Raw genomic sequence first — 25,489 nt, 5'->3', positions numbered from 1 at the left:
CGAAATGGTGGGAGGAGACGATGGCTGTCGTTGTGGTTCTCGTTCTGCTGGTGGTGGGGTCGATCGCATTCCACCTGCTGAGCCCATGGTGGTGGACGCCGATCGCGTCGAACTGGAGCTACATCGACAATACGATCACCATTACCTTCTGGATCACAGGCCTCGTTTTTTCTGCTGTCGTGTTGTTCATAGCCTATTGCGTGTTCCGCTTCAGGCACCGCCCCGGAAATCAGGCGGCATACCAGCCCGAAAACAAGCGTCTGGAATGGTGGCTGGCGGGAGGAACCGGGATCGGGGTGGCCGCAATGCTGCTGCCGGGCCTCTTCGTGTGGAAACAGTTCGTGACCGTGCCTGATGGTGCCAGCGAGGTCGAGGTCGTCGGGCAGCAGTGGCAATGGAGTTTTCGGCTGCCCGGAGCGGATGGTCGGCTCGGACGGGCGGATACGCGCGCCATCACGCCGGACAATCCACTCGGTTTGAACCGGAACGATCCCGCCGGAATGGACGATGTCATCGTTGAAGGCGGCGAGTTGCATTTGCCCGCCGGCAGACCGGTTAAAATGCTGCTGCGCTCGGTTGACGTTCTGCACGATTTCTACGTGCCTGAATTCCGGGCCAAGATGGACATGATCCCCGGTTCGGTCACCTATTACTGGTTCACGCCGACCCGGACTGGAACCTTCGAGGTTCTCTGCGCGGAACTGTGCGGTGTCGGCCATCCGCAGATGCGCGGCACGGTCATCGTCGATACCGAGACTGACTATCAAGCCTGGTTACAGCAGCAACCGACTTTCTCGAAATCGCTGGCATTGGCGGAAAAGTCGGCAAGCAGATGAGCACCATGCGTCGTTGAAGGAAAAAACCGCATTGGAGGCAGGGAGGATGGAACATGGTCGAGATTGGATCAGGCGCCGGGCAGGTCATCCAGCCCGCTGAAGTCGAGGATGTCGAGCTTTATCACCCGAAAAGCTGGTGGACGAAATATGTCTTCAGTCAGGATGCGAAGATCATCGCCATTCAATACTTCCTGACTGCCGTCTCGATTGGCATGGTGGCGCTGGTGCTTTCCTGGTTGATGCGCCTGCAACTCGGCTTTCCCGGCTACTTCTCCTTCATCGACGCGGAACATTATTATCAGTTCATCACCATGCACGGTATGATCATGGTGATTTACCTGCTCACCGCACTGTTCCTTGGCGGTTTCGGCAATTATCTCATCCCCTTGATGCTCGGCGCCCGAGACATGGTGTTCCCCTATGCGAACATGCTGAGCTACTGGCTCTACCTCCTCGCGGTCATCGTGCTGGTCGCCGGTTTCTTTGCGCCCGGCGGGCCGACAGGCGCTGGCTGGACGCTCTATCCACCGCAGTCCCTGCTTTCGGGAACGCCGGGCGGGCGCGACTGGGGCATCATTCTGATGTTGTTGTCGCTGATCCTGTTCATCATCGGTTTTACCCTGGGCGGGCTGAATTATGTCGTGACCGTGCTACAGGGCCGCACGCGCGGCATGACGCTGATGCGGATGCCCCTGACGATATGGGGCATATTCACAGCGACTGTCATGGCGCTGCTCGCCTTTCCGGCGCTCTTTGTCGCCGCCGTCATGATGCTGTTCGACCGGTTGCTCGGCACGAGTTTCTTCATGCCCTCCATTGTGGAGATGGGTGAGCAATTGAAGCAGGGTGGCGGCAGTCCGATCCTGTTCCAGCACCTGTTCTGGTTCTTCGGTCACCCGGAAGTCTATATCGTCGCGCTTCCAGCCTTCGGCATCGTCTCGGATCTCATCAGCACCCATGCACGCAAGAACATCTTCGGTTACCGGATGATGGTCTGGGCGATCGTCATCATCGCGGCGCTAAGCTTCGTCGTCTGGGCGCATCATATGTATGTCAGCGGCATGAACCCGAACTTCGGCTTCTTTTTCGCCACCACGACGCTGATCATCGCCGTGCCGACTGCGATCAAGGTCTATAATTGGGTGCTGACGCTCTGGCGCGGCGATATCCATCTGAACCTGCCGATGCTGTTTGCACTCGCCTTCATCGTCACATTCGTCAATGGCGGATTGACCGGTCTCTTCCTCGGCAATGTCGTTGTCGACGTACCGCTTTCAGATACCATGTTCGTCGTCGCCCATTTCCATATGGTGATGGGGGTTGCCCCGATTATGGTGATCTTCGGTGCGATCCACCATTGGTATCCGAAAGTCACCGGTCGCATGTTGAATGCGACGATGGGGCATATCCACTTCTGGGTTACCTTTCTCGGCGCCTATGCCATCTTCTTCCCGATGCACTATCTCGGCCTGCTGGGCGTGCCGCGCCGTTATTACGAACTGGGCGAAACCGCTTTCATTCCACCGTCGGCGCATACGCTGAACATGTTCATCTCCGTCGCAGCACTTGTCGTTGGCGCGGCGCAACTGCTGTTCCTGTTCAATCTCGCCTGGAGCTTGCGTTGGGGCAAGCCAGCGGGCGGCAATCCGTGGCGGGCAACGACACTGGAATGGCAAACGCCGCAGACGCCGCCGGTTCATGGAAACTGGGGCAAGGAGCTGCCGGTCGTCTATCGCTGGCCGTATGACTACAGCGTTCCCGGAGCGGCGGAGGACTTCCTGCCGCAAAATCAGCCGGCTGCGGCCGGGCCGTCCGAGAGGGCGTTGTCATGAGCGCCATTCTCATTTTCATGGCCGGGATCGCGGGCATCATTGGCTGGTGGATGGCAAGCCAGCGGCTGACATCAAAACCCTGGCTGGAAGTGGGTCTGGCAAGCGACGCGCCGGGGATGCGCGGATCATCGGAGACAATAGCGAAAATCGGGCTCGGCATTTTTCTCGCCGTCGTCGGCGCGCTGTTCACGCTGTTCATCAGCGCCTATCTCAGCCGCATGGGCGGTGCCGATTGGTGGGGGATTCCGATCCCGCGGCTCCTATGGGTGAACACAACGGCGCTTGCCGCCAGCAGTGTAGCGCTGCAATGGGCGAAAACCGAAGCCCGTACCGATCGCGATGACAGGCTGAACACGGCGCTTGCTGCTGCCTTTGTGACGGCGGTTCTCTTTGTCGCCGGGCAGTTCACGGCGTGGTGGCAACTGATGTCTGAAGGTTATGTGCTGGCAGATAACCCATCGAACAGCTTTTTCTACATGATCACCGGGCTGCATGGACTGCATATAGTGGGCGGGCTTTTCGTGCTCGGACGCACCGCAATCCGCGCCCGGACCGGCCCTGCGGCGAGAGTGCGCCTGAGTGTGGAATTGTGCGCCATCTACTGGCACTTCATGTTCGTCGTCTGGCTGGTCCTTTTTGCACTGTTCGCCGGCTGGGCGAATAGTTTCGTCGATCTTTGCCGTCAACTTGTCACCTGAGGAGTTTCGATGATGGCCGCATCCATGGAAAGACCGGTAAGCGATCTGGAACCGCCCACGGGACTGCGTGGCGTTGCCGCCGATCTGTCATCGGACCAGCGGGCGTTCAAGAACGTCTCCTGGGGCAAGGCGATGATGTGGATCTTCATCCTCAGCGACACCTTCATTTTCGGCTGCTTTCTGCTGGCCTATATGACGGCGCGTATGTCCACCACCGTCGCCTGGCCCAATCCGAGCGAGGTTTTCGCGCTCACGATTGGCGGTAAGGAAATTCCGCTGATCCTAATTGCCATCATGACGTTTGTCCTCATCAGCAGCAGCGGCACGATGGCCATGGCCGTCAATTTCGGATACCGCCGCGATCGCCGGAAAACCGCCGCGCTGATGGTGGCGACGGCCGCCCTCGGCGCGACATTCGTCGGGATGCAGGCATTTGAATGGAGCAAGTTGATCGCGGAAGGCGTTCGTCCCTGGGAGAACCCCTTCGGTGCAGCGCAATTCGGCTCATCGTTTTTCATGATCACCGGCTTTCACGGCACCCATGTTTCGATTGGCGTCGTCTTCCTCTTGCTCATGGCGCGCAAGGTGTGGCGGGGAGATTTCGATCAGGAAAGGCGGGGATTTTTCACCAGCCGCAAAGGCCACTACGAGATCGTCGAGATAACCGGGCTTTACTGGCATTTCGTGGATCTGGTCTGGGTATTCATCTTTGCATTCTTTTATCTGTGGTGAGGAGGGCATCATGGCGCAAGAGCAGACGCATTCCGGACAACAGCACCCTTTACGACTTTATCTGGTGGTCTGGGGGCTGCTTTTCGTCCTCAGCACCTTCTCCTATCTCGTGGATTATCTCGGCATCCAGAGTTACCTCAGATGGTCTCTGATCATCCTGTTCATGCTCCTGAAGGCAGGGTTGATCGTTGCGATTTTCATGCATATGGCTTGGGAACGGCTGGTGTTGATCTACGCCATTCTCGCTCCCCCGTCCTTGTGCTTGTCTTCGCCGCCTTGATGGCGTCGGAATCCAACTACACGGTCTTTACCCGGCTGACCTTTTTAGGAGGCGGTTCGTAGGCGCATTATGGCTGCACCATCCATGGCTCCGGTAGCGTCTCCTGCAAGGCTTGCCGGATGATCGTGGCAAGATGGGTACTGATTGGATTTTCCTGTTTCCCTGAGCGAAGAAGGTTGAGCCCCAGCGACGGGAGTTGCGGCAGGCCGTGGGCTGTGGGATCGAGAACCCGCACACCAGGCGGCCGTCCGAACGGTGTGCGGAGCGCGATGCCGAGGCCTGCAGCCGTCGCCGCCCACAATCCGCCGAGGCTCGGGCTAACGAATGCGATGCGCCAGGCAATACCCTGTCGATCAAGATGGTTGCAGGCAATGCTACGCAAAAGGCAGGGCGCTTCCAGGGCGGCGAGCGGCAGCGGCTCAGGGCCGCCGACTTGCCAGACGGGCTCTGCACTCGCCGCGCCGAGCCAGCATAACGGTAGGGATGCAATCATTTCCGCCGGTGAAGCGATGCCGTCGTCCCATGCGAGCGCCAGATCGAGATGGCCGGAATCGATCTTCTCCCGCAATTCGATATTGCGCGCGATGCGCCCTTCAACCCGAACCCGGGGATGCGCGCGCGTGAAACGACCAAGCACCTGCTGCAGCACCGTTTCACCGAAATCTTCCTGAATGCCGAGGCGGATCCAGCCTTCGAGTTCCGGCCCGCGAACGGCGCTGATCGCCTCGTCGTTGAGATCCAGCAGACGCCGGGCATAGGACAACAGCACTTCGCCACTCTCGGTCAGTGCCAGCCCCCGGCCCGATTTACGCACCAACGCCGTTTCGGCCTGATCCTCTAGTTTCTTGAGCTGGGCGCTGACGGCGGAAGTTGAGCGCCCAAGCCGGTCGGCGGCCCGCGCGAACGACCCTGTTTCGATGCCGATCACGAAGCTGCGCAGTGCGTCGAGATCAAGATGAATGAGACGCATGTCTATTGTCCCGAAATACAGGACTATAAGTCCTGAATAATCTGATTTTCAGGATGATGATGCCGTTCCATAGTGTGCCTGTCAATCCTAACCAACGGAGCGTATCCTATGCCTTTCACTCGAATATCCCTGCTTGCGGGTAAATCCGCCGACTACCTTGCGGCTGTTTCCGACAGTCTCGACCGTGCGCTTGTTGATTGTTTCGACGTTCCGGAACATGACCGCTTTGCCGCGATCCACCAGCACCAGCCGGGCGAACTGATCTTTGACCGAAACTATCGCGGTGGCCCGCGATCAGATGACTACATCTTCTTCCACATCACCACGGGCAAGGTGCGATCGCCGGAAGTCAAGGCGCGTTTCTATGCAAGGCTGGTCGAAAATCTGGCGGCATCGCCCGGTGTGCGACCGGAAGACGTGATGGTCGCCATCGTCAACTCGACGTTCGAGGACTGGTCCTTCGCGTCAGGTGTTTCGGCAGGCATACCCACGGAGAAAAGCAAGTGACCGACGCTTTCGATATGCAATCGGCCTGTCCGTCGTCCATGACCGTCCGTCGCGCCGGTGAGGATATCCTTGCCGCACCTGACGGCATCTCCAGCGGCTCCTTCCTCGTCCAGATGCTATTGTCTAGCCAGATCGAGGGCGAGATGACGGCGATGCGTGCCTTTGTCCCGCCGGGGGTCGTGACCCATTGGCACAGCCATCCGCGCGGGCAGCTTCTTTTCGTTCTCGATGGCGTCGGTCTCGTCCAGCGCGAGGGTGACGATCCGTGCGAGGTCCGCGCCGGAGACGCCGTCTGGTTTGCCGCCGACGAACGCCATTGGCATGGCGCCACGCCGTCCAGCCCATTCAGCTATCTCAGCGTCCAGCCGGTGAAGAACGGAACTGCGGTGCACTGGATGGAGCCCGTAGACCATGAGGAGAGTTTGCCGTGATCGCCATGCAATACAGCTTCGTGCTGCCGGCTGACTACGACATGGCGATCATAGATCGCCGTATCCGGGAGAAGGGGCCGCTGCTCGACGGCTTCCCACGTCTGCGTTTCAAGGCCTATCTTTCGGCGAGAAAACAGGACGCAGGCTTCATCAGTGCCGAAAACCTGTATGCGCCATTCTATCTATGGGATGAGCCAGAAGGGATAGACAGTTTTCTGTCCAGCGCAGGTTTTGCGGCCCTGACGCGAGATTTCGGCTGGCCGTCGGTGCAGACATGGCTGGTCTGGCTGGCCGATCACGTTTCCGACCTTGCATCTGCGCGATATGCCACGCGGGAGGTCCGGCCCATTGCGCCCTATTCCGATCTGGCCGCGCAACGCGATGCGGCCACCGCGAACGCGCGTTCCGCAATGCAGGCCGGCGCGCTTGCGGCTATCGCCGCATTCGATCCGACAAAATGGCTGCTGCTGCAGTTCAGCCTTTGGCCGACGGTGCCAGCGGCAACCGAACCAATGCAAACCTACACCGTTGGCCACGTTTCAGTTTAAGGAGGGCCATAGTGTAGACTTGGCTCTCATCATCATTCGGTGCGTTGTCCGATTTCTACGCGAGGCAGGCCAAATCGCGCCTTACTTGCAATCCGGATTGTTATCGAACAGATAATCGCTGATGCGCGCTGAGGGTTCGGAATGACTGCGAGATTTTTTGCCGGGCGTCGGATCACTGGCATTGCTGGCTGGCGGCCAACTTTGGCCTGGCAGTTTGCTCTTGCAGGTACCGTGGTTCTGCTTCTGGGAATGATGCTCATCGGATTGTGGGTTACGTCCAAAATCGAGAGCGCGGCCGTGAGGAACATGGCAAGCGGCACGGCCCTTTATGTTGCGGGCATCGTTTCGCCTCTCACGCAGGAACTGGCGACCGGCTCGACGCTGAGCAACGACACCCGACAGAAAATTTTCGATACGCTGAGCAGCGGGCCTTTGAGCGATAAACTGTTTTCCTTCAAGATATGGGGGAAAGACAACACCATCGTATTCAGCAGCGATCCCAACCTGATCGGCAGGAAATTTGAGAGGTCCGCGGGGCTCGCAATTGCGTTCAATGGTGCCGTGCATGCGGCTTTCGATGCGCTGGGAGGTGAGGAGCATATTGAGGAAAAACGCAGCGGCCAGTTATTGCTGGAAATCCACAGCCCGATCCGTGATGCCGCGACCGGCAAAGTCATTGCTGTGGCGGAGTTTTACGAGACCTCCGCCGATTTGATGTCGGAGCTGGACAGTGTCCGTCATGAAAGCTGGCTGGTGGTGGCCGGCGTGACAGCGGGAATGCTGGCGCTGCTGTTCGGTATCGTCGCAAAAGGCAGCCGTCTTATCGAGGAACAGAAGCACGCGCTGCATTTGCAGGTGAGGGAGCTGTCACAAATGCTGGAGGTCAACAAAGGTTTGCGCCGGCGTATCGATCAGGCGATGCAGAGAACCGCAGCGCTCAACGAGCGCTATCTGCGCAGGATTTCGGCAGAGCTTCACGATGGACCAGCTCAATTGTTGGGGTTTGCGGCGTTACGGCTCGACGCCATTCGCGCGGGACGGGCGAGAGAGGACGACGCTGACATGGTGCAACATTCCATCAATGAGGCGGTAAAGGAGATCAGGGGCATTTGCCGCGGTCTGACCCTGCCCGAGCTTGAAGGCCTTTCCGGCGAGGAGGTGGTTTATCGTGTCATCACGGCGCACGAAAAAACCTCTGGGACGGTGGTTCAGAAACACATAGGCCCGCTGGAGGTTACATCGCAGGCCACGAAAATCTGCATCTATCGTTTTATTCAGGAAGCATTGAGCAATGCCACCCGCTATGCGGAGGCTGCCGAAATTTCGGTTTCTGCAATCGAAACAGATGAGAACATCGTTATTTGCGTCCGGGATAACGGTGTCGGTTTCATCCCGCGGGATGATGAAGGTGGCCTTGGTCTGGCTGGCCTTGAAGAACGGGTTGCAGGGCTTGGCGGGCGGCTGGACATCGTCTCTGCCATCGGATCTGGCACATCGATCACCATGACCCTGCCCGGGGTTAGCCGTCAATGAGACCGAATGTGATCAGGATCGTTATCGTGGACGATCATCCGATCTTTCGAAGCGGCCTGTCGCGCAGTCTGGAAGACGAGCCGGGTTTCGAAATCGTTGGCGAAGGCGCCAGCGCCGCCGACGCGATTGCGTTGTTCGACCAGCACCGCCCGGATATCATGCTGCTGGATTTATCCATGCCGGGTGGAGGACACTCGGCCTTGCGTGTCATCTTGCGGAGGGATCCTGCGGCTTCGGTGATTGTGCTGACGGCTTCCGAACAGGATTCCGATATTGCTCAGGCTCTTGCTGAAGGAGCAAAAAGCTACGTCCTGAAAGGTGTTGGTGTATCCGAGCTTGTCAACGTGATCTCGGGCGTCGCTGCGGGCAATGCGAACCCGGCGGATGTTCCCGCGACGCTCGTGGCTGTCGGGCTTCAGGAACAGGCTCTGGCGACGCTTACGCCCCGGGAAGAACAGATATTGACGCTTGTTGCTGCTGGTAACAGCAACAAGGAGGTTGCAAGGCTACTGGGCCTCCAGGAAAAAACCATCAAGCACAATATGACGCGCATCTTGCAGAAGCTCAAATTACGCAACAGGACCGAGGCCGCCATTTACCTGCGCGAAGCCCGGTCGAAAGGCTGATCTGCCTCGTTTGCCTTCAGGCAAAAATTCATCCTTCAGCACATCCGATAGGGACTTTAGTCCGCATGGTCCGGACGCCGGAGCGGGTATAAGTGGAGTTTATCTGAATAGTTTTATGCCTGCTCAACATCACCTGTTCAGACACTCAATTTGCACGAGACATACGGCCGATGGCGGCCTGTTCCGATCGGGAGAACGACGTGAATAAAGTACCAGTAACGAACCTTTTGATTGCGGCTGCCCTTGCTGCGACCTGCCTGACCGGCACAGCGCGTGCGCAGGATGCTGACGGCATCGTTGTCTACAACGCGCAACATGAAGGGCTTGGCATCGCCTGGGCCGACGCATTCACAAAGGAAACTGGTATCAAGGTCACGCTTCGCAAGGGCAGCGATATGGAGTTTGCCAACCAGATCGTGCAGGAAGGCGCCAATTCTCCGGCCGACGCTTTCCTGACCGAGAACTCTCCGGCGATGGCGCTGGTAGACAGCAAGGGCCTTTTTGAGCCAGTCGCCAAGGAAACCCTCGATCAGGTTCCGGAGCAGTTTCGCCCTGCAGATGGTCATTGGGTTGGCATTGCCGCCCGTTCGACCGTCTTTGCCTATGACAAGACGAAGCTGACGGAAGACAAGTTGCCGAAGTCGCTGCTCGACCTTGCAAAGCCGGAATGGAAGGGACGTTGGGCAGCCTCTCCAACCGGTGCCGATTTCCAGGCCATCGTTGGCGCTTTGGTGCAGCTGAAGGGCGAAGCAGAGGCGACAACATGGCTCAAGGGAATGAAGGAAAATTCTAAGGCCTATCGCGGCAATTCGACAGCCATGAAGGCAGTGAATGCCGGCGAGATCGAAGGCGCCGTGATCTATCATTATTACTACTTCGGTGATCAGGCCAAGACCGGTGAAAACAGCAAGAACGTAGCGCTGCACTATTTCAAAAACCAGGATCCGGGTGCGTTTCTCTCCACCTCCGGCGGTGGTGTGCTTGCTTCTTCAAAGCACAAGGAACAGGCTCAGGCATTCCTGAAGTGGGTTACCGGCAAGGGTGGCCAGACGATCCTGCGCGAGGGCGATTCCTTTGAATACGCCGTTGGCAACGGTGAAGCCTCCAACAAGGCACTCGTGCCCATCGCCGACCTTCAGGCTCCAAAGGTTGAACCGTCCTCGCTCAACAATGCGAAAGTCACCGATCTGATGACCGCAGCCGGTCTTCTCTGAAATTATCGGTGTTAAACAGCGTTTCATCGCAGGTACTCTGCGATGAAACTCGCTTTCGAGGTTTGGATGAAATCTGTCGCAGTAACCGGTGAGACTTCGGTCTCCCGGTCTCGTCTGGTGGCTGATGTGCCCTGGACGATCCTGATCGCAATTATCATCGCGTTCCTGGCGCTTCTTCCGTTCTGCTTTGTCCTGTGGGCCGCAGTGGAAACCGGCTGGGAGGCTGCGTCGCGCCTGATTTTCCGGGCTCGCGTCGGCGATTTGATGGTCAATACGGTCCTGTTGATCGTCTTCACAATCCCGATCTGCGTCATCCTGTCCGTCACGCTCGCCTGGTTGACGGAGCGGTGCGATCTTCCGGGTGCCCGGCTGTGGTCGTGGCTCGCGATTGCCCCACTTGCGGTCCCCGCCTTCGTGCATTCCTATGCCTGGGTGGGGCTGTGGCCAAGCATCAACGGACTGTTCGCGGGTATCGCGATATCCGTCGTCGCCTATTTTCCGTTCGTCTATGTGCCGGCGGCAGCCGCAATGAGGCTGCTGGATCCCGCACTTGAGGATTCTGCGTCATCGCTGGGGCTGAATCGTCTTGCCGTTTTTCGCCGCGTCGTGCTGCCACAACTCCGTCTGGCGATCTGTGGCGGCGCACTGCTCGTTGGTCTTCACCTGCTTGCGGAATACGGGCTTTACGCCATGATCCGCTTCGACACGTTCACAACCGCGATCATGGATCAGTTCCAGTCGACCTACAGCGGTGCGGCGGCAAATATGCTGGCGATCGTGCTCGTCTTTTGCTGCATGGTGCTGCTGTCGCTTGAAGCCAGACTGCGTGGCAAGGGCCGTAGCGCTCGCGTTGGTTCGGGCGTTGCCGCCCGCAATCGAATTGTCCCCCTCGGTCGGTGGAAATATCCGGCACTTGGCCTCTTCGTCGCGGTCTCCGCGTTCTCGCTCGGCATCCCGGCTCTCACGCTCGGACGTTGGTTGATTGCAGGCGGGGTTGGCGTGTGGAAGCTCGGCACGATCGGCCTTGCACTCTGGCAGACTATTGCGATTTGCCTGATCGGCGGCTTCGTCGTCACCGCGGCAGCCATACCGATTGCGTGGCTTTCAGTGCGCCGGCCTACACGGGCCTCACGCCTGCTGGAAAAGTGTTATTATCTGGCAAGTTCCATGCCGGGTGTCGTGGTGGCGCTGGCGCTCGTAACAGTCACCGTCCGGGTTATTTTGCCGCTTTACCAGACCGTTACCACCATCATACTTGCCTATGTCGTCATGTTTCTGCCCCGAGCCCTGGTGAGCCTTCGTGCCGGAATAGCGAAAGTGCCGATCGAACTCGAACAGGCTGCCGCAAGTCTTGGCCGTTCGCCGGCACGCGCGCTCTGGTCGACCACGATAAGGCTCGCCGCACCCGGTGCAGCGGCGGGCGCCTCTCTTGCGGCTCTGGGCATCATGAACGAGTTGACGGCTGCGCAGATGCTCGCACCGAACGGTACCCGCACCCTTGCCATGGCTTTCTGGGCCATGACCAATGAAATCGATTATGCAGGCGCGGCACCCTATGCATTGCTAATGGTGCTTTTTTCGCTGCCGATGACGTTTCTGCTCCATAACCAATCTCGAAAGTTCTCCGGGCGATGACGTTTCTGCAACTTCATTCCATCCGCAAATCCTATGGTCCGGTCGTTGCTCTGGACGGTATCGATCTTGCCGTCGAAGCAGGTAGCCGCACAGCCATCGTTGGCCCGTCCGGCTGCGGAAAGACCACCCTTCTGCGGCTTATAGCCGGCTTCGATGTTCCGGATTCGGGGACGATCCGGCTCGGCAGTGACATGATCGTCAATGACAGCCACCGCATCCCGGCCCATCGCCGCAATATCGGCATCGTGGCGCAGGACGGTTGCCTGTTTCCGCATCTCTCGGTCGCCGACAATATCGGCTTCGGCATAGAAGCCGAACGCGCGGTCCGGTACGAGAGGGCTGCCGAATTGATGGACATGGTCGGGCTTGACCGCGCCATGCTGTCGCGCAAGCCTGATCAGCTTTCGGGTGGACAGCAGCAACGGGTCGCCCTTGCGCGTGCATTGGCGAGAAAGCCACGCCTGATGCTGCTCGATGAACCGTTTTCGGCGCTCGATACCGGCTTGCGGGTCGCAACCCGAAAGGCCGTGACAGAGGTGCTTTCCGCTGCGGCCATTCCGACCATTCTCGTCACGCACGATCAGGCCGAAGCGTTTGCTTTCGCTGAACAGCTTGTGGTGATGCAAAGCGGCGTTTTCGCTCAGGTCGGCTCCCCGCGCGAGCTATATTCGCGTCCGGTGGATCCGGCTACGGCCACATTCCTCGGCGAAGCTATTATTCTACCGGCAGACATTGCAGACGGCTGCGCGGATAGCACACTAGGTCGATTGTCCATCGATGATAGCAAATTCCGCGGCTCGGCTCAGATCATGATCCGCCCGGAACAGATCGTCGTTGAGAAAATCGGCAACGAAAATCAACCATCCGGGACCATCTCGGAAATAAGTTTCTGCGGGCCGGTCTTCACGGCAAGGATCACCCTCCATAATGGAGGATCGTCTTTCAACGTGAACATTCCTTCCCATGCACCGTTCCAATGCGGCGATGACGTTTCCATCGCGGTCCTCGGCACGGCACATCTCTTCAAGTAGCGGTAGGCGGCAACGACGGTCAGGTCACCATGTTTCGCATATGAGGGAGGGTAGCAATTACCTTCCCTCATATCGGTTCATGATTAGAAGTCGAAGTTGTTGATGGTATCCTTGGTGAAGACGGTCGGAGCGCCGAGCAGGATTTCCGAGCCGTTGATCACTTTCAGATCGCCAAGTTTGCCAGCCTTGACAGACGTGGCGCCGGGTTGAAGCGTGCCGTCGGCCACCGAGCGCAGAACATGCATGGCTGCATAACCGAGATCGACCGGGTTCCAGAGAACAACAGACTTGACGCAACCGGCCCCGACATATGGCTTCATGGCATTCGGTGTGGCCAGACCCACGACTGCAACATGGCCGCATTTGCCGGCCTGCGTCACCGCGTCGGCTGCGGCAGGGGTCGCGACCGAGGTCATGCCGACGATGCCTTTCAGGTCATCGCCATATTTGTTGATCAGCGTGTTGGCCTGATTGAACGAAAGAATATTGTCTTCCTGTGCCTCGACGGTTTCCAGCCATTCCATTTTCGGGTGGCATTTCGCCTGATAGGCGGCCATCTCGGCGATCCAGCGCGCCTGGTTCGGCGTGGTGAAGGTGGATGTGACGATTGCGAATTTGCCATCTTCGCCCGTTTCGGCGGCAAGCGAGTCGATTGTCGCCTTGGCGATGCCGTTGAACTCCGCCTGGTTGACGAACCATTGGCGGAATCCGGCGTGGAGTTCGCATCGTAACCGACGACGTTGATGCCGGCGGCGAGCGCCTTCTTCAGGACCGGCGCGATCGCCACCGGGTCGTTGGCGGCATAGAGAATACCGTCCACGCCCGAAGTGATGTAGTTGTCGATCAGCGTGATCTGGTCGTCGATGTTGGCTTTGCTCGGTCCGTCGGTCTTGGCCTTGACGTTACCCAGTTCAGTCGCGGCGTCGGCGATGCCTTTGGCGGTTGCCGCGAAGTAGCCGATGCCGACCAGTTTGGGTACGTCAACGACCGTTATGGGCTTGCCCTTGCGATCCGGGGCGTTGGTTGGCGCTCCGCCATCATAAGCCTTGGCCTCGACTTTCGCGGGCGTGGCATCGCAGGCGAGCGGGTTGGTCGGCAGATCGTCACCGCCGGTCCAGGGGGAAGCCGCGTGGCTGAGGCTGGTCGAAAACGAAAGCGTCAGCAAGGCGGGCAGCAAATATTTACGCATGTCTTTCTCCTCCAAATCGTCCCGACACCATAGAGCGGCAGTGCAGGACGTGACATCGAACTATCGAGAGCCGCTCTTCTCGAAGAGATTGCTTGCGAGAATTGCCAGGATGAGCACGATGCCAATCAGCATGATCGTGCCGTCACCGGTAATGCCAGCGAGCGAAAGCCCGTTTTTCAGCGCCTGAATGACGCAAAGGCCAAGGATGGTGCCGACGATCGTGCCGCGACCGCCGAAAATGGACGTGCCGCCGAGAACAACCGCCGTAATGGCGTCGAGTTCGATGCCCGTCCCCATGTCGGAGCGCGTGGTGGAAACGCGGGAGACGAAGATCACGGCGGCGAGGGCTGCGGCAAGACCCGAGGCGGTGTAGACGGCCAGCTTGGTCTTTTCCACGGCAAGGCCGGAGAACCGGGCGCCGGTCTCGTTTGCGCCGATCGCATAAGTGCTGCGGCCCCAGGTCGTATAGGCAAGGATGACGGCGGCGATGATGGCGCCGACAAGGAAGACCCAGAGCTGGGTGGGTATGCCAAGCACTGCGCCCTGACCGAAGAGGAAGAACCATTCCGGATAGCCGCGCACGGAACGGGCCTGGCTGATACCTTCGGCAAGGCCGCGATAAAGTGCGAGCGTTCCAAGCGTGGCGATCAACGGCGGAACGTTGAAACGGGTGATGATAAGCCCGTTGACGAAGCCGGCGAAGGTGCCCGCCGCGACCGCCGCCGCCATTGCCAATGGCAGCGGCATGCCGAGCTTTTGCCAGAACACGCCAAGCAGGATGGCCGTGAGGCCAAGGATCGAGCCGACGGAAAGGTCGATCCCGCCGGTGGCGATGACGAAGGTCATCGCCAGGGCGACAAGGCCGATTTCCGTCATCAGGCGACCCTGATTGAGCAGGTTGGAGACGGTGAGAAACTTGTCCGACTGGAATGACAGCACGGTGAGGATGATGATCAGCAGGACAGCTAGAAAGGTTTCGTGCCGGATGAGTGACTTGGGGATCATGGCTTTCAAACACTCCTGCGGCGGCGGCGCAGCATATCGGCAAGCACCGTGATGAGGATCAGCAGACCGATGACCGCCCGCAGCCAGTAGGCGGAGACATTGACGAAGATCAGAGCCGAACCGATGGTGGCGAAGAGGATTGTCGCCAGTGTCGAGCCGATGACCGTGCCGGTGCCGCCGAGGATGGATACGCCGCCAATGACCGCAGCCGTGATGATCGTGAGTTCCAGATTGGGCGGAACCGTCGACTGGATGACCTGCAACTGGGTTGCGAACAGGATGGCGGCAAGGCCGGCGAACATGCCGTGGATGGCAAAAACCTGAACGATGCGCCGCTCGGCCGGAATGCCGCTGGCAACGGCTGCCTCGGGGTTGCCGCCGAGCGCATAAAGCGAACGTCCAAAGGCCGAATTGCGCATCCAGAAAGCGGTCAACACGGTGAGGATGATCATCGCGACCAGCGGAACCGGAACGCCGAGCAGTTTCTGCTGGGCGAGGAGAAAGGACGGCGGCAGGTTGGAGATCCAGGCCCCGCCGGTGACGCTGATGAGGCCGCCGCGCAGGATCGAGAGCGCCCCCAGCGTCACAACGATCGAGGGAATGCGCGCATAGGCGACGAGCAGGCCTATGACGGTGTTGATTGACATGCCGACGAGGATAGGGACCGTCCAGGCGACCCATACCGGATAGCCTGATGTCGCCAAGGTTCCCGCAACCGTTGCAAGCACGCCGATCAGCGCTCCCACGGAAACGTCAATATTGCCGGTGATGATCACCATCGCCATGCCGATTGCCGCAACCGCAATATAGGCGTTTCCGGAAAGAATGGTGTTGAGATTGTTGACCGCGATGAAACGTGGATTAACCAGGGTCACGCAAACGAACAGCGTGACGATTGCCGCAAGGACGAATATCTCCTGCCCGTAGTCCGAGAGGAACCGCCGGTAGCCGCTTTGGATGAGGTGTGCGCTTGTGGTGCGTCTGGCGGGTGCATTGCCAAGGTTGCTCATGCCGCGTTCTCCTCTCTGCGATGTGCCGTCATCGCCGCGCCGACCCGCTCGGGTGTCGCGTCGCTGCGTTCGAGAATTTCCGTGACCCGGCCCTCGGCCATGACCATCACCCGGTCGCTCATGCCCAGCACCTCAGGCAGCTCGCTGGAAATCATGATGATGGCGACGCCCTCGCGGGCAAGCTCGCCCATAATCGCGTGGATTTCCGATTTGGCACCGACGTCGACGCCGCGTGTCGGCTCGTCGAGGATCAATACCCGGGGTTTGATTTCGAGCCATTTGGCAATCACCACTTTCTGCTGGTTGCCACCGGAGAGCTGGCCGATCGGCTGGTCGGGGTCACGGCAGCGCACGCCAAAACGTTTGATCGCCGCCGCCGCCCGGCTCATTTCGGCGGCCGTGCGAATGAAGATGCCGTTCGACACCTTGTCGAGCGTGGCCATGGTGACATTCTTGCGGATGGCCATCGATTTGATGAGGCCTTGGGACCCGCGATCTTCCGGCACATAGGCGATACCGAGGTTGCGCGCCTGCGCAGGTGACGTGATCGCAACCACCTTGCCGTCAATGCGGATTTCACCTGACGTGGCGGGTGTCATGCCAAAAAGTGTGAGCGCAAGTTCGGTACGTCCGCTGCCGACAAGCCCGGCGATACCGAGAATTTCGCCTTGCCGCACGGCAAATGAAATGTCCCTGACACGCTTGCCGTGGTTCAAAGCGGCAACCTCAAGGATAGGCTTGCCGATGGGCACCTCCACCTTGGGAAAAAGGTTCTCGATGGCGCGGCCCACCATCAGGGACACCAACGCGCCTTCATCGACTTCATCGATGTTTTTGGTTGCGACGTAGGCTCCATCGCGCAAAACGGTAACGCGGTCGCACACGGCGAAAATCTCCGGCATGCGATGGCTGACATAGAGGATGCCCACGCCACGGGCGCGCAATTGCCTGACGATATCGAGCAGGCGCTGCACGTCCGATTCGACCAGCGAGGCGGTCGGTTCGTCCATGATCAGAACCTTGGCGTCCTTGGACAATGCCTTGGCAATCTCTACGCACTGGCGCTGGGCGACCGACAGGTTGGCCACTTTTTCATCGACGTCGAGATCATGCGTGTCGAGTTCTTCGAGAAGCTTGCGACTGCCCGCGCGGACTGCCGGCCAGTCGATGATGCCGCCGGCCCTGCGCGGATAATTGCCGAGAAAGATGTTTTCGGCGACGGTAAGTTCCGGGAACAGCAGAAGTTCCTGATACACGGTTGCAATACCGGCGGCATTGGCGTCTCGTGTCGAGGAAAACGTGACCGCTTCACCGTTGACGGTGATCGTTCCCTCGTCCGGGGTATAGAGGCCGGAGAGAATTTTGATCAGCGTCGACTTGCCTGCACCATTTTCTCCCATCAGCGCGTGCACTTCGCCGGGATAGATATCCAGGCCCACATCTTTCAATGCCTTGACGCCGCCGAAAGATTTGCCGAGACCGCTGAGCTGAACAATCGGCTGCATCATACCGCACTCCTGTATTCGCTGTTTTCTGCTGCCATCGCATCCACCTGCCGCCGCCATGCGCGCCTGTAGGCGTCGAGGCCGGGGATCGTTGCCGGTTGCGCCACCGAGCAATCGTTCACGAAGGGATTGCCGCCTGTCTCGTCGAAAACCAGCGCCGCAGCACCGAACGCGCTGCCTTCGGGATTAGCGCTGGTATGGATCGTCTGGTCGGGGCGCAGCGCCGCGAGAATGGCGGCGTAAAGCCCTGTCTTCACGAGGCCGCCATCGATGACAACGGTGTTTTGAGAGCCGATGAGATCGAGTGAAAGATCGGTCATCAGGGTGACGTAGAGCAGGGCAGTAGCGGCGCGCTCCTCGTCGGCAACGGCCGGCCCGATGAAATGTCCGGCATGTCCCTGCATCGGGCCGCCAGCGGCAAAGGAGGGCAGGGCAAAGCTGCCTTGGGCGATGACTGCGGCAACGGCCTGCGCGGAAACGGGCATGGTCCAACCGCCGCTTGCCAGATCGTATTCCCGGCCACCCATGAAGCGGATGGTTGCGACCGGCTGACGGTCGACCGTGACGTTGGCCAGCATGTCGCGGCCGGCATCGAGACTTTCGAGCGGGCTTGCCGGATTGAAGATAATCACCCAGGTGCCGGTCGAGATCAGCGTGAAATCGGAAAAGCCGAGCGATCGGTAGAAATAGAGGGCGGCGTTGCTGTCGTGCACGCCGTTGTGGACTGCGATATCCACGCTCTGTCCGTCGCCAATAGTCACGCTGTGGGTGCCGATCACACTGCCCGCCCGTGCAAAGGCCGGCATCTTGCCGCGCCAGCCCATGCGGTCGACAAGGCTGCTATAGTCGTTGTCAATCGGCGCCCAGAGATGGGAATGGCAACCGAGATAGGAGACTTCGGAAACCTTGCGGCCGGAAAACTTCCAGCTCCAGAATTGCGGATAGGCGAGAATGGCATCTGCACGTTCGAGAAGTGCAGGATCGCGCTCGTTCAGCCACAGAATATGGCGACCGTAGCTGAAACCGAGCGGCAATGGCGGGGAGAAGGTCTCGCGAAAATCGGGCACCAGAGCATCGATGCGGGCGGCGATTTCTGCGGGTGGTTCCTGTTCATAGTCCAGAATCGGATGAACGAGGGCATCGCCGGCGGCAAGTGCAAAGGTGCAGCCATGCCCGGAAAAAGTGACGCGGTCGACGCCATGCGCTGAAACCACGCGCGCAAGCTCACCCTTCATCCACGCAAAGAGGGTGTCGTCATCGAGAACTTGGAAGTCGCCGTCTCTTAGCCAGACGGGGCGGGTGCGCGCTTCGTCGATAAGCCTGCCTTCCGCCGAAAGAACGAAGAGTTTCGAATTGGTCTTGCCGAGATCGAAGACGGCGATGGGGGGCTGGCTCACTTTTCCCCTCCCATGGTGGCAATGGTGATGTTGACGCCGGCATCTTCCAGCATCTTGGCATTGGCGTCGGTCAGGCCGTCATCCGTGATGATGGTGCCGACGCGCGAGAGCGGCAGGGCAACGTTGCGCGGCTGGATGGAAAACTTCCGGCTATCGGCCAGAAGCACGATTTCGTCGGCGCAGGCCGCAAGTTCGCCGATGACCTTTACGAGCAGCGGATGGGATTCGAGCAGCCCCTTGCCGCTGATACCCTGTGTGCCGACGAAGAACCGCGAAGCAAAAAAGCCGGGGGAAGCGGCAGCCGTATCGTGGATGATGCCGGGTTCGCGATAGAGCGCGCCGCCGGCCACCGAAAGCTGGCAGGTGCCGTGTTCGCCAAGATGGGCGGCAAGCGGCATGGAGTTGGTCCAGATGCGAACGTTGCGGCGCGCAAGCAGCGTGCCGAGCTGGTAGCAGGTGGAGCCGGCATGAACGATGATGGCGTCTCCATCACGCACCAGATCCGCCGCCTTCGCGGCAATTGCCCGTTTGGCTTCGACGGCGATGTCGCGGTTCTCGTCATAGGGGCGTGCGGAAAGCCGCGCGCTGTCGCCAGTATCGATAGCGGAAATGCCGCCATAGACCTTTCTGGCTTGGCCAAGCTCATGCAGCTTGTCGATGTCGCGGCGGATGGTGGCTGGAGATGCCTCAAGGCGCTGTTGAAGGTCGCGGACGGATGCGAACGGCGTTTCGCGCAAAAGCTCGATGATGGCCTTGTGGCGTTCTGTGTCGTTCATGGCTGCTCCTCCGGCTCTCCCTTGCCGATGAAGAAAAATGATCACGATAGGTCATATATGTCAACATAAGTGATACAAATTTTCATTGTTGACGTATTTCACTCATGCAAATACAGTTTTTAGCAAAATCTTGCTCATATCGTTCGTCAAATAGAGCAAGTTGACGTAGTTGGAGGATGGCAGCCATGGGTTCAGATATTCCGGCGGGCGACGTTTCTGCCCTCGACGCATTTCTCGCGCTTTCAAAGGCGATCGGCAGCGATATCCTGAAAACGCAAGGGGCCGGTGGCAACACCTCTTTCAAACGCGATGGAGTGATGTGGGTGAAGGCTTCCGGCACCTGGCTTTCCCAAGCCGGGCAGCGGGATATCATGGTTCCGGTCAGGGTCGCGCCATTGGTGGAAGCGTTACGGTCCGGCAATCCAAGCGCCGAGAAGGCGACGGATTTTGTGGTCGCGGAGCTAAATACTTCCGGCCTGCGTCCGTCGATCGAGACGAGTTTTCACGCCGTGCTGCCACAGGCGGTCGTTGCCCATTATCATTGCGTCGAGGCGATTGCGCTTTCCGTGCTTGAGGATCGCGAGCGCGTTATTGGCGAGCGAATGGCGGCCTTGCCGGATCTTGCCTATGTCACAATCCCCTATCGTCGCCCAGGCACTCCGCTCGCGCATGAGATTGACCGGGTCGCGGCAGGCAGGCCGGATGTGCTGATCCTGTTCAACCATGGCATCATCGTTACGGGGGACACAGTGGAGGAGGTGCGGGAGCGCGTCGCAAGGGTGACTGCCGCGCTGCGCGTAGAAGAACGCCCGTCGACACCGGCCGACATGGTGCGGCTCGAAGCATTGGCGGATGGTTCGGATTTCCATGCGGCGCTGGATGCCGGGAGCCACAAGACGGCGCTCACCCCGGCAAGTGCTGCAATCGCGACCGCAGGTTCGCTCTATCCCGACCATATCATATTCCTGGGCACCGAAATCGGCGTTCTCGCCAATGATGAGACCGCCGCTGCCTATGCCGATCAACGCCGTCTACAGGGGCTTGCTGTTCCCAAGATGCTGCTTGCCCTGGGGCAGGGGGTGTTGCTGGCCAATGAGCTAACTGATGGTGGACGCGTGATGGCACGGTGTCTCGCCGAAGTGGTATCCCGCATTCCCGAGGGTGCGCCGGTGGCCTATCTCGATCCCGCGCAGGAGCATGAACTGACCCATTGGGAGGCCGAGCAATACCGTCAGGCGCTCGACCGCAAGGCGAGCAGGCAGGCATGAGCCGCGCGCCGAAGCCCGCTGTCTCTCTGGGGGTCGATCTTGGGACATCCGGAGTGCGTGTCGCAGCGCTTGCCGCCGATGGAACGCCGCTGGACATGGCCGCCTTTCCCTTTCCCGATGCCGTGACTGCCCGCTCGCCCGCCGTCTGGTGGCGTGGCGTGACGGCTTGTCTGGGCGAGCTTGCTTCGCGCCTCTCGCTTGTCGCCGTGGAGGGAATTGCGGTCGACGGTACGTCCGGCACGGTGCTTGCCATCGACGCCAGGGGTGCGCCTGTCGGCGATGTCCTGATGTACAACGACGCTTGCCCGGATGCCGCGATCGTCGACAGCATCGCACGGCATGCGCCGGCCGACAGCCCGGCGCGCGGCGCGACATCAGCGCTTGCGCGCGCCATTCATCTTTCGCGTCAGCCCGGCGCGCGGGTGATCGTGCATCAGGCCGACTGGATCCTCATGCAGCTCGGCCTCGACGTGCCATTGAGCGACGAGAACAATGCGCTGAAGACCGGTTATGACCTTGCCGCCGAGGCATGGCCTCAATGGCTGGAAGCTTGCGGCATGGATATCGCCCTTCTGCCGGAAGTCCGGCGTGCGGGTGCGGTTCTGTCGGAGGTCGGTGCGGTAGGGCGAACCGTCGGTTTGCCGTCTGGCTGCCATTATCATGCGGGGACGACGGATGGCTGCGCCTCCTTCCTCGCGACAGGTGCGGCATCTACGGGTGATGGCGTCACCGCGCTCGGCTCGACGCTGGTCGTGAAGCTTGCCTCCTCCCAACCCATCAACGCCGCAGACTATGGCATCTATTCCCACCGCATTCTCGACTTCTGGCTTGCCGGTGGGGCCTCCAATTCCGGCGGCGCCGTCATAGGCAACTTCTTCGATAGCGCGCAATTGAAGGCGATGACGCCGCATCTTCGGCCGGACGAGCCGACTGGTCTCGATTATTATCCGCTCCTGAGGCCGGGCGAGCGTTTCCCCATCAACGATGCCGCCTATCCGCCAAGACTGGAGCCTCGCCCCGACGACGCTCTCGTTTTCTTTCAGGCTATGCTGGAAGGCATCACCGCCATCGAAAAGTCGGGTTACGACCGGCTGGCAGCACTTGGCGGACCTGCCGTGCGATCCGTGCGCTCGGTTGGCGGCGGCGCGGTGAACCCGGCCTGGACCCGCATGCGGGAAAATGCGCTGGGTGTGCCCTTTCTTCCCTCCCGCTCGGCAGAGGCTGCCGTCGGCACCGCCTCGCTGGTTCTCGCCGGAAAGGTCCGCTGGTCATGAGCATTGCACCCTATACGACTCTCGCTGCGCTGGCCGCCCGCTACGATGTATTCCTCATCGACCAGTTTGGCGTATTGCGGGATGACGAGCGCGCCTATCCGGGCGCCAACGATGCGCTGCTGCATGTGAAGTCTTCGGGCAAGACCATTATCATTCTTTCAAATTCGGGTCGTAGCGGCGATTACAATGCGGAGCGGCTGGTCAAGCTTGGTTTTGATCGCGCGGGTTTCGATCATTTTCTCACCTCTGGCGATGTCGCCCACGCCATTCTGGCTCGGGAAGCAGCGGAGAGACGCGGGCGCATGCGCTGCCTCACCATCTCCAGTGGCCTCGACCGCAATCTCGCCGACCGTCTCGGTTTCGAAAGTGTCGAAGATGCCGACATCGCCGACATCGTGATCATTTCCGGAAGCGAAGCTGAGACGATCCCGCTCTCGGCCTACCGCGAAAAGCTGGAACCGGCCGCGCGGCGCGGTGTACCGTGTTACTGCACCAATCCCGATCGTCACAAGCTGGCGCCCGGCGGGCGTGTCGCGCCGGGTGCCGGCAGCATTGCGCTTGCCTATCAGGAACTTGGCGGCCCGGTTCGCTGGTTCGGCAAACCTTATCCTGCGATTTACGAGCATGCGCAGTCGCTTTTGAAGAACCCGCCTTCAGGCCGCATCGTCTGTATTGGCGACAGCCTCGAACATGATATTGCCGGGGCCGCAGGCGCAGGCCTTGCCTCTTGCCTTGTCAGGACCGGCATCCTTGCGGAAAAGCCCGACACCGATCTGGCTGATATTGCCGCCGGATATGGTGTTCGTCCCGATTTCCTGATGGATCGGTTCACGGTCTGAGCAACAAAAAGACTTTACCGCATCCCTGATCCGTGATCGAGGGATGCGGCATATCGGGGTCAGATCAGCCCGTATTGCTCGGCCTTGTTGCGCAGGAACGGAAGTCCTTTGTCCATGACCTCTTCCATGTCGCGCGCGACCGGCCGCCAGACGGCGAGGCCGTAGGCCACTTCCGGTGGCATGTTGATGAAGCTCTCCATGGCGAGACCTCCCTTGAAGCCGATAGCGGCAAGCGCGGCGTAGATTTCGTCCCAAGGCACATTGCCGTAGCCGGGGGTACCGCGATCGCTCTCTGACAGGTGGATATATTTCAGGTGATCACGGGCGATGAGGATGCCATTTGCGGCTCCCTTTTCCTCGATGTTCATATGATAGGTGTCGAGATGGACGAATATATTGTCCGCACCGACGCGCTCCACCATATCAACCGCCTGCCGGGCCGAATTGATCAGATGATTCTCATAACGGTTGACGGCTTCGACGCCGAGCTGGATGCCATATGACTTGGCATGTTTTGCGGCGGCGGCGAGCGCTCTGGCGATATTGTCGTATTCGGCCTCGGTCGGCGGCACGCCGGTGCGCTCGCCGATACCGCCGAAGATGACACCGGAAAGGGCTTCGGCGCCCATTTCAGCGGTCTTGTCGATTGCTACCTTCAGGTACTCGATCGCTTGATCGGGGCGAACGGAGGCCCAGGCATGCTCGGGAAGACCGAGGGAGCAGACGGCACGTAGCTTGTTCTTTTCAAGCAGGTCGCGGGTGTGCTTTGCGTCGACGGCAGGTGCATTCAGCAGTGCGACCTCGATGAAGTCCATCTTGTAGTGTACCGCGCCGGCAATCGCCTTTTCCGCGCCTGCGCGATCCCAGTTCATGGTCCACATGCTGGTGTGAACGCCGAAACCTTCCATGGTGGTATCCTCCTATTTCGAGCGCGACGGAGACGGGCAACATACGCCTGAGACCGTCGAAGGGTGGCGAACCATCTCGCACAATCGATATTTCTTGTTTGCACAATCGATGGTGCAAAATTATTAGATGGTATTGGGCCTTCGTCAAGTGGATCAATTGAAAGGGAGACGGAAAGGAACGTGTATGACTGAAACCAGCAAGAAGAAGGCGACGATCTATGATCTGTCTGTCCTCTCGGGCAGCTCCCCTTCGACAGTTAGCGCGGTGCTCAACGGAAGCTGGCGCAAACGCCGCATCAAGGAAGCGACGGCGCAACTCATACAGAAGTTAGCTGAAGAACACGGGTATACGGCAAATATGCAGGCCCGTGGCCTTCGCTCCTCCCGTTCGGGCCTCGTCGGCCTGCTTTTACCAGTCTACGACAACCGCTATTTTTCCGCCATGGCGCAGAATTTCGAAGCACAGGTCAGGACCCGCGGCCAATGCCCTGTTGTCGTCAGTGCCTGCCGCGATCCGGAAGAGGAACGTCGTGTGGTGGAAACACTGATATCTTACTCAATTGACGAGCTATTCATCGTGGGTGCGACGGACCCTGATGGCGTGCACGAAATCTGCGAAAAAGCGGGGCTGCGCCACGTCAATATCGACCTTCCGGGCACCAAAGCCCCCTCTGTCATCAGCGACAATTACGAGGGTGCCCGTCAGCTCACGCAAGCGATTATCGAGCGAGCGCAACGGGACGGCGTGGTCGGACCTGATGATATCTACCTGTTCGGCGGGCGTGATGACCACGCAAGCCGCGAACGTATCCGCGGTTTCCGGGACATGAAGCGCTCGATGCTTAGCGGCGACGACCGCGATGACTGCATCCGGTCGACAGGGTATTCTCCCGGCATGACCGCGCGCGCCTTCGAAGCCTTCTTCGAGGATCACGGCAAGCTGCCGCGCGTCTTCTTCGTCAATTCCTCGATCAATCTTGAAGGTCTGATGCGCTTCCTCGCCCGTCATCCGCAGGAGACCCTGACCGATACCGTTGTCGGCTGCTACGACTACGATCCCTTCGGCTCCTTCCTGCCTTTTCCCGTGTTCATGATCCGGCAGGACAGTGAGGCCATGATCACCAAGGGGTTTGCGATCCTCGAAGCAGATAACCGCCCAGCCGTCACATATCTCGTGCCGCCAACGCTTGTGCCACCGCGCACGGCGCGGACCGGGCCGCTGGATGCCCTGAAAGATATCGAGTGAGGTCTGACGCCCGAACTGTCAGAGCGCCTCAGGCAGTCTTCACGTAGAAGACAGGGACACGACCCCTCGATTCCATTTCGGCAGAACCCCTCGATAGAGGTATTCTGCATTTGCGCCACGGGGTTTTATCTGGCCGCCGGGACACCAGCGTGTAGACTGCGAAACAGGCAACTGCTCAAGCGGCCGGCATCGCATGCCC

Annotated in this window: 24 protein-coding genes and 2 pseudogenes; 17 read left to right on the top strand and 9 right to left on the bottom strand. The window is 59.5% G+C overall.

Translation table 11 applies throughout. The features are described 5' to 3' along the window. The first annotated feature begins 20 nt into the window (after window positions 1-20). From RBH10_RS02235 to RBH10_RS02215, 5 genes and pseudogenes are all read left to right on the top strand, one after another. Window positions 21-836 carry a cytochrome c oxidase subunit II gene (locus RBH10_RS02235; RefSeq protein WP_281038481.1) on the top strand — a complete coding sequence of 272 codons (816 nt, stop codon included), beginning with the start codon at window positions 21-23 and terminating at the stop codon, window positions 834-836. A 53-nt stretch (window positions 837-889) separates the two neighbouring features. After that, entirely contained in the window at window positions 890-2,668 is a 1,779-nt protein-coding gene (locus RBH10_RS02230; protein ID WP_281038482.1) for a cbb3-type cytochrome c oxidase subunit I, read from the top strand. Beyond that, window positions 2,665-3,366 (top strand): cytochrome c oxidase subunit 3, encoded by a 702-nt coding sequence (locus RBH10_RS02225; protein ID WP_281038483.1) that lies wholly within the window; start codon window positions 2,665-2,667, stop codon window positions 3,364-3,366. Before RBH10_RS02230 ends, RBH10_RS02225 begins: the two co-directional genes overlap by 4 nt. A gap of 12 nt (window positions 3,367-3,378) precedes the next feature. Next, window positions 3,379-4,098 (top strand): heme-copper oxidase subunit III family protein, encoded by a 720-nt coding sequence (locus tag RBH10_RS02220; RefSeq protein ID WP_281038641.1) that lies wholly within the window; start codon window positions 3,379-3,381, stop codon window positions 4,096-4,098. Between the two features lie 10 nt (window positions 4,099-4,108). Continuing rightward, window positions 4,109-4,440 (top strand): annotated as a pseudogene (locus tag RBH10_RS02215) (cytochrome C oxidase subunit IV family protein). A 5-nt stretch (window positions 4,441-4,445) separates the two neighbouring features. On the opposite strand, the gene RBH10_RS02210 reads toward RBH10_RS02215, so the two are convergent. Beyond that, on the bottom strand, window positions 4,446-5,348 hold the full coding sequence (locus tag RBH10_RS02210) for a LysR family transcriptional regulator (RefSeq protein WP_281038484.1): 903 nt from the start codon (window positions 5,346-5,348) through the stop codon (window positions 4,446-4,448). Between the two features lie 108 nt (window positions 5,349-5,456). On the opposite strand from RBH10_RS02210, the gene RBH10_RS02205 reads away from it, so the two are divergent. The 8 genes from RBH10_RS02205 (at window position 5,457) to RBH10_RS02170 (ending at window position 12,873) form a co-directional block, all read left to right on the top strand. Further along, window positions 5,457-5,855, top strand: a complete 399-nt coding sequence (locus RBH10_RS02205; protein ID WP_281038485.1) for a tautomerase family protein — start codon at window positions 5,457-5,459, stop codon at window positions 5,853-5,855. Beyond that, window positions 5,852-6,286: a cupin domain-containing protein gene (locus tag RBH10_RS02200; RefSeq protein WP_281038486.1), complete on the top strand. Its 435-nt coding sequence runs from the start codon at window positions 5,852-5,854 to the stop codon at window positions 6,284-6,286. Before RBH10_RS02205 ends, RBH10_RS02200 begins: the two co-directional genes overlap by 4 nt. Further along, on the top strand, window positions 6,283-6,834 hold the full coding sequence (locus RBH10_RS02195) for a DUF4865 family protein (RefSeq protein WP_281038487.1): 552 nt from the start codon (window positions 6,283-6,285) through the stop codon (window positions 6,832-6,834). The genes RBH10_RS02200 and RBH10_RS02195 overlap by 4 nt, the downstream gene beginning before the upstream one ends. Window positions 6,835-7,140: 306 nt before the next feature. Then, window positions 7,141-8,367, top strand: a complete 1,227-nt coding sequence (locus RBH10_RS02190; protein ID WP_306180565.1) for a sensor histidine kinase — start codon at window positions 7,141-7,143, stop codon at window positions 8,365-8,367. A gap of 8 nt (window positions 8,368-8,375) precedes the next feature. Then, window positions 8,376-8,993: a response regulator transcription factor gene (locus RBH10_RS02185; protein ID WP_306180399.1), complete on the top strand. Its 618-nt coding sequence runs from the start codon at window positions 8,376-8,378 to the stop codon at window positions 8,991-8,993. 200 nt (window positions 8,994-9,193) lie between these two features. Continuing rightward, a complete protein-coding gene (locus RBH10_RS02180) occupies window positions 9,194-10,207 on the top strand; it encodes an iron ABC transporter substrate-binding protein (protein WP_372339763.1) in 1,014 nt (337 codons plus the stop codon). Between the two features lie 66 nt (window positions 10,208-10,273). Further along, the gene (locus RBH10_RS02175; protein WP_281038490.1) at window positions 10,274-11,842 is read left to right on the top strand and encodes an iron ABC transporter permease; all 1,569 of its coding nucleotides are present in this window, start codon (window positions 10,274-10,276) and stop codon (window positions 11,840-11,842) included. Beyond that, window positions 11,839-12,873, top strand: a complete 1,035-nt coding sequence (locus RBH10_RS02170) for an ABC transporter ATP-binding protein (protein WP_281038491.1) — start codon at window positions 11,839-11,841, stop codon at window positions 12,871-12,873. Before RBH10_RS02175 ends, RBH10_RS02170 begins: the two co-directional genes overlap by 4 nt. Before the next feature lie 83 nt (window positions 12,874-12,956). Here the strand turns inward: RBH10_RS02170 and RBH10_RS02165 are convergent, their stop codons facing one another. The 7 genes and pseudogenes from RBH10_RS02165 to RBH10_RS02135 form a co-directional block, all read right to left on the bottom strand. Next, window positions 12,957-13,526 (bottom strand): substrate-binding domain-containing protein, encoded by a 570-nt coding sequence (locus RBH10_RS02165; RefSeq protein ID WP_306180564.1) that lies wholly within the window; start codon window positions 13,524-13,526, stop codon window positions 12,957-12,959. Between the two features lie 116 nt (window positions 13,527-13,642). Beyond that, window positions 13,643-14,062, bottom strand: a pseudogene (locus RBH10_RS02160) (substrate-binding domain-containing protein); the annotation flags it as partial. A 60-nt stretch (window positions 14,063-14,122) separates the two neighbouring features. Then, the gene (locus RBH10_RS02155) at window positions 14,123-15,067 is read right to left on the bottom strand and encodes an ABC transporter permease (RefSeq protein WP_281038493.1); all 945 of its coding nucleotides are present in this window, start codon (window positions 15,065-15,067) and stop codon (window positions 14,123-14,125) included. 5 nt (window positions 15,068-15,072) lie between these two features. Then, the gene (locus RBH10_RS02150; RefSeq protein WP_281038494.1) at window positions 15,073-16,077 is read right to left on the bottom strand and encodes an ABC transporter permease; all 1,005 of its coding nucleotides are present in this window, start codon (window positions 16,075-16,077) and stop codon (window positions 15,073-15,075) included. Next, window positions 16,074-17,585 carry a sugar ABC transporter ATP-binding protein gene (locus tag RBH10_RS02145; protein ID WP_281038495.1) on the bottom strand — a complete coding sequence of 504 codons (1,512 nt, stop codon included), beginning with the start codon at window positions 17,583-17,585 and terminating at the stop codon, window positions 16,074-16,076. The genes RBH10_RS02150 and RBH10_RS02145 overlap by 4 nt, the downstream gene beginning before the upstream one ends. Beyond that, window positions 17,582-18,979 carry an FGGY-family carbohydrate kinase gene (locus RBH10_RS02140; RefSeq protein ID WP_281038496.1) on the bottom strand — a complete coding sequence of 466 codons (1,398 nt, stop codon included), beginning with the start codon at window positions 18,977-18,979 and terminating at the stop codon, window positions 17,582-17,584. The genes RBH10_RS02145 and RBH10_RS02140 overlap by 4 nt, the downstream gene beginning before the upstream one ends. Next, window positions 18,976-19,755 (bottom strand): DeoR/GlpR family DNA-binding transcription regulator, encoded by a 780-nt coding sequence (locus RBH10_RS02135; protein ID WP_045019582.1) that lies wholly within the window; start codon window positions 19,753-19,755, stop codon window positions 18,976-18,978. Before RBH10_RS02135 ends, RBH10_RS02140 begins: the two co-directional genes overlap by 4 nt. 185 nt (window positions 19,756-19,940) lie before the next feature. Here RBH10_RS02135 and RBH10_RS02130 point away from each other — a divergent pair, with 185 nt between their 5' ends. The 3 genes from RBH10_RS02130 to RBH10_RS02120 are packed head-to-tail and all read left to right on the top strand — an operon-like array spanning window position 19,941 to window position 23,136. Next, the gene (locus RBH10_RS02130) at window positions 19,941-21,023 is read left to right on the top strand and encodes a class II aldolase/adducin family protein (RefSeq protein ID WP_281038497.1); all 1,083 of its coding nucleotides are present in this window, start codon (window positions 19,941-19,943) and stop codon (window positions 21,021-21,023) included. Continuing rightward, window positions 21,020-22,297 (top strand): FGGY-family carbohydrate kinase, encoded by a 1,278-nt coding sequence (locus tag RBH10_RS02125; RefSeq protein ID WP_281038498.1) that lies wholly within the window; start codon window positions 21,020-21,022, stop codon window positions 22,295-22,297. Before RBH10_RS02130 ends, RBH10_RS02125 begins: the two co-directional genes overlap by 4 nt. Then, window positions 22,294-23,136: a TIGR01459 family HAD-type hydrolase gene (locus RBH10_RS02120; RefSeq protein ID WP_281038500.1), complete on the top strand. Its 843-nt coding sequence runs from the start codon at window positions 22,294-22,296 to the stop codon at window positions 23,134-23,136. Before RBH10_RS02125 ends, RBH10_RS02120 begins: the two co-directional genes overlap by 4 nt. Window positions 23,137-23,195: 59 nt before the next feature. On the opposite strand, the gene RBH10_RS02115 is transcribed toward RBH10_RS02120, so the two are convergent. Further along, the gene (locus tag RBH10_RS02115; protein ID WP_281038501.1) at window positions 23,196-24,044 is read right to left on the bottom strand and encodes a sugar phosphate isomerase/epimerase; all 849 of its coding nucleotides are present in this window, start codon (window positions 24,042-24,044) and stop codon (window positions 23,196-23,198) included. A gap of 184 nt (window positions 24,045-24,228) precedes the next feature. Here RBH10_RS02115 and RBH10_RS02110 point away from each other — a divergent pair, with 184 nt between their 5' ends. Further along, window positions 24,229-25,290 carry a LacI family DNA-binding transcriptional regulator gene (locus tag RBH10_RS02110; protein ID WP_281038502.1) on the top strand — a complete coding sequence of 354 codons (1,062 nt, stop codon included), beginning with the start codon at window positions 24,229-24,231 and terminating at the stop codon, window positions 25,288-25,290. Window positions 25,291-25,489: the final 199 nt, after the last annotated feature.

Origin of the sequence: Rhizobium sp. AN73 (assembly GCF_030757975.1) — a bacterium.
GTDB classification, from domain to species: Bacteria; Pseudomonadota; Alphaproteobacteria; order Rhizobiales; family Rhizobiaceae; genus Agrobacterium; species Agrobacterium arsenijevicii.
The sequence above is the reverse complement of the archived record's forward strand: the minus strand, read 5'-3'. Positions and strand labels throughout refer to the sequence as shown.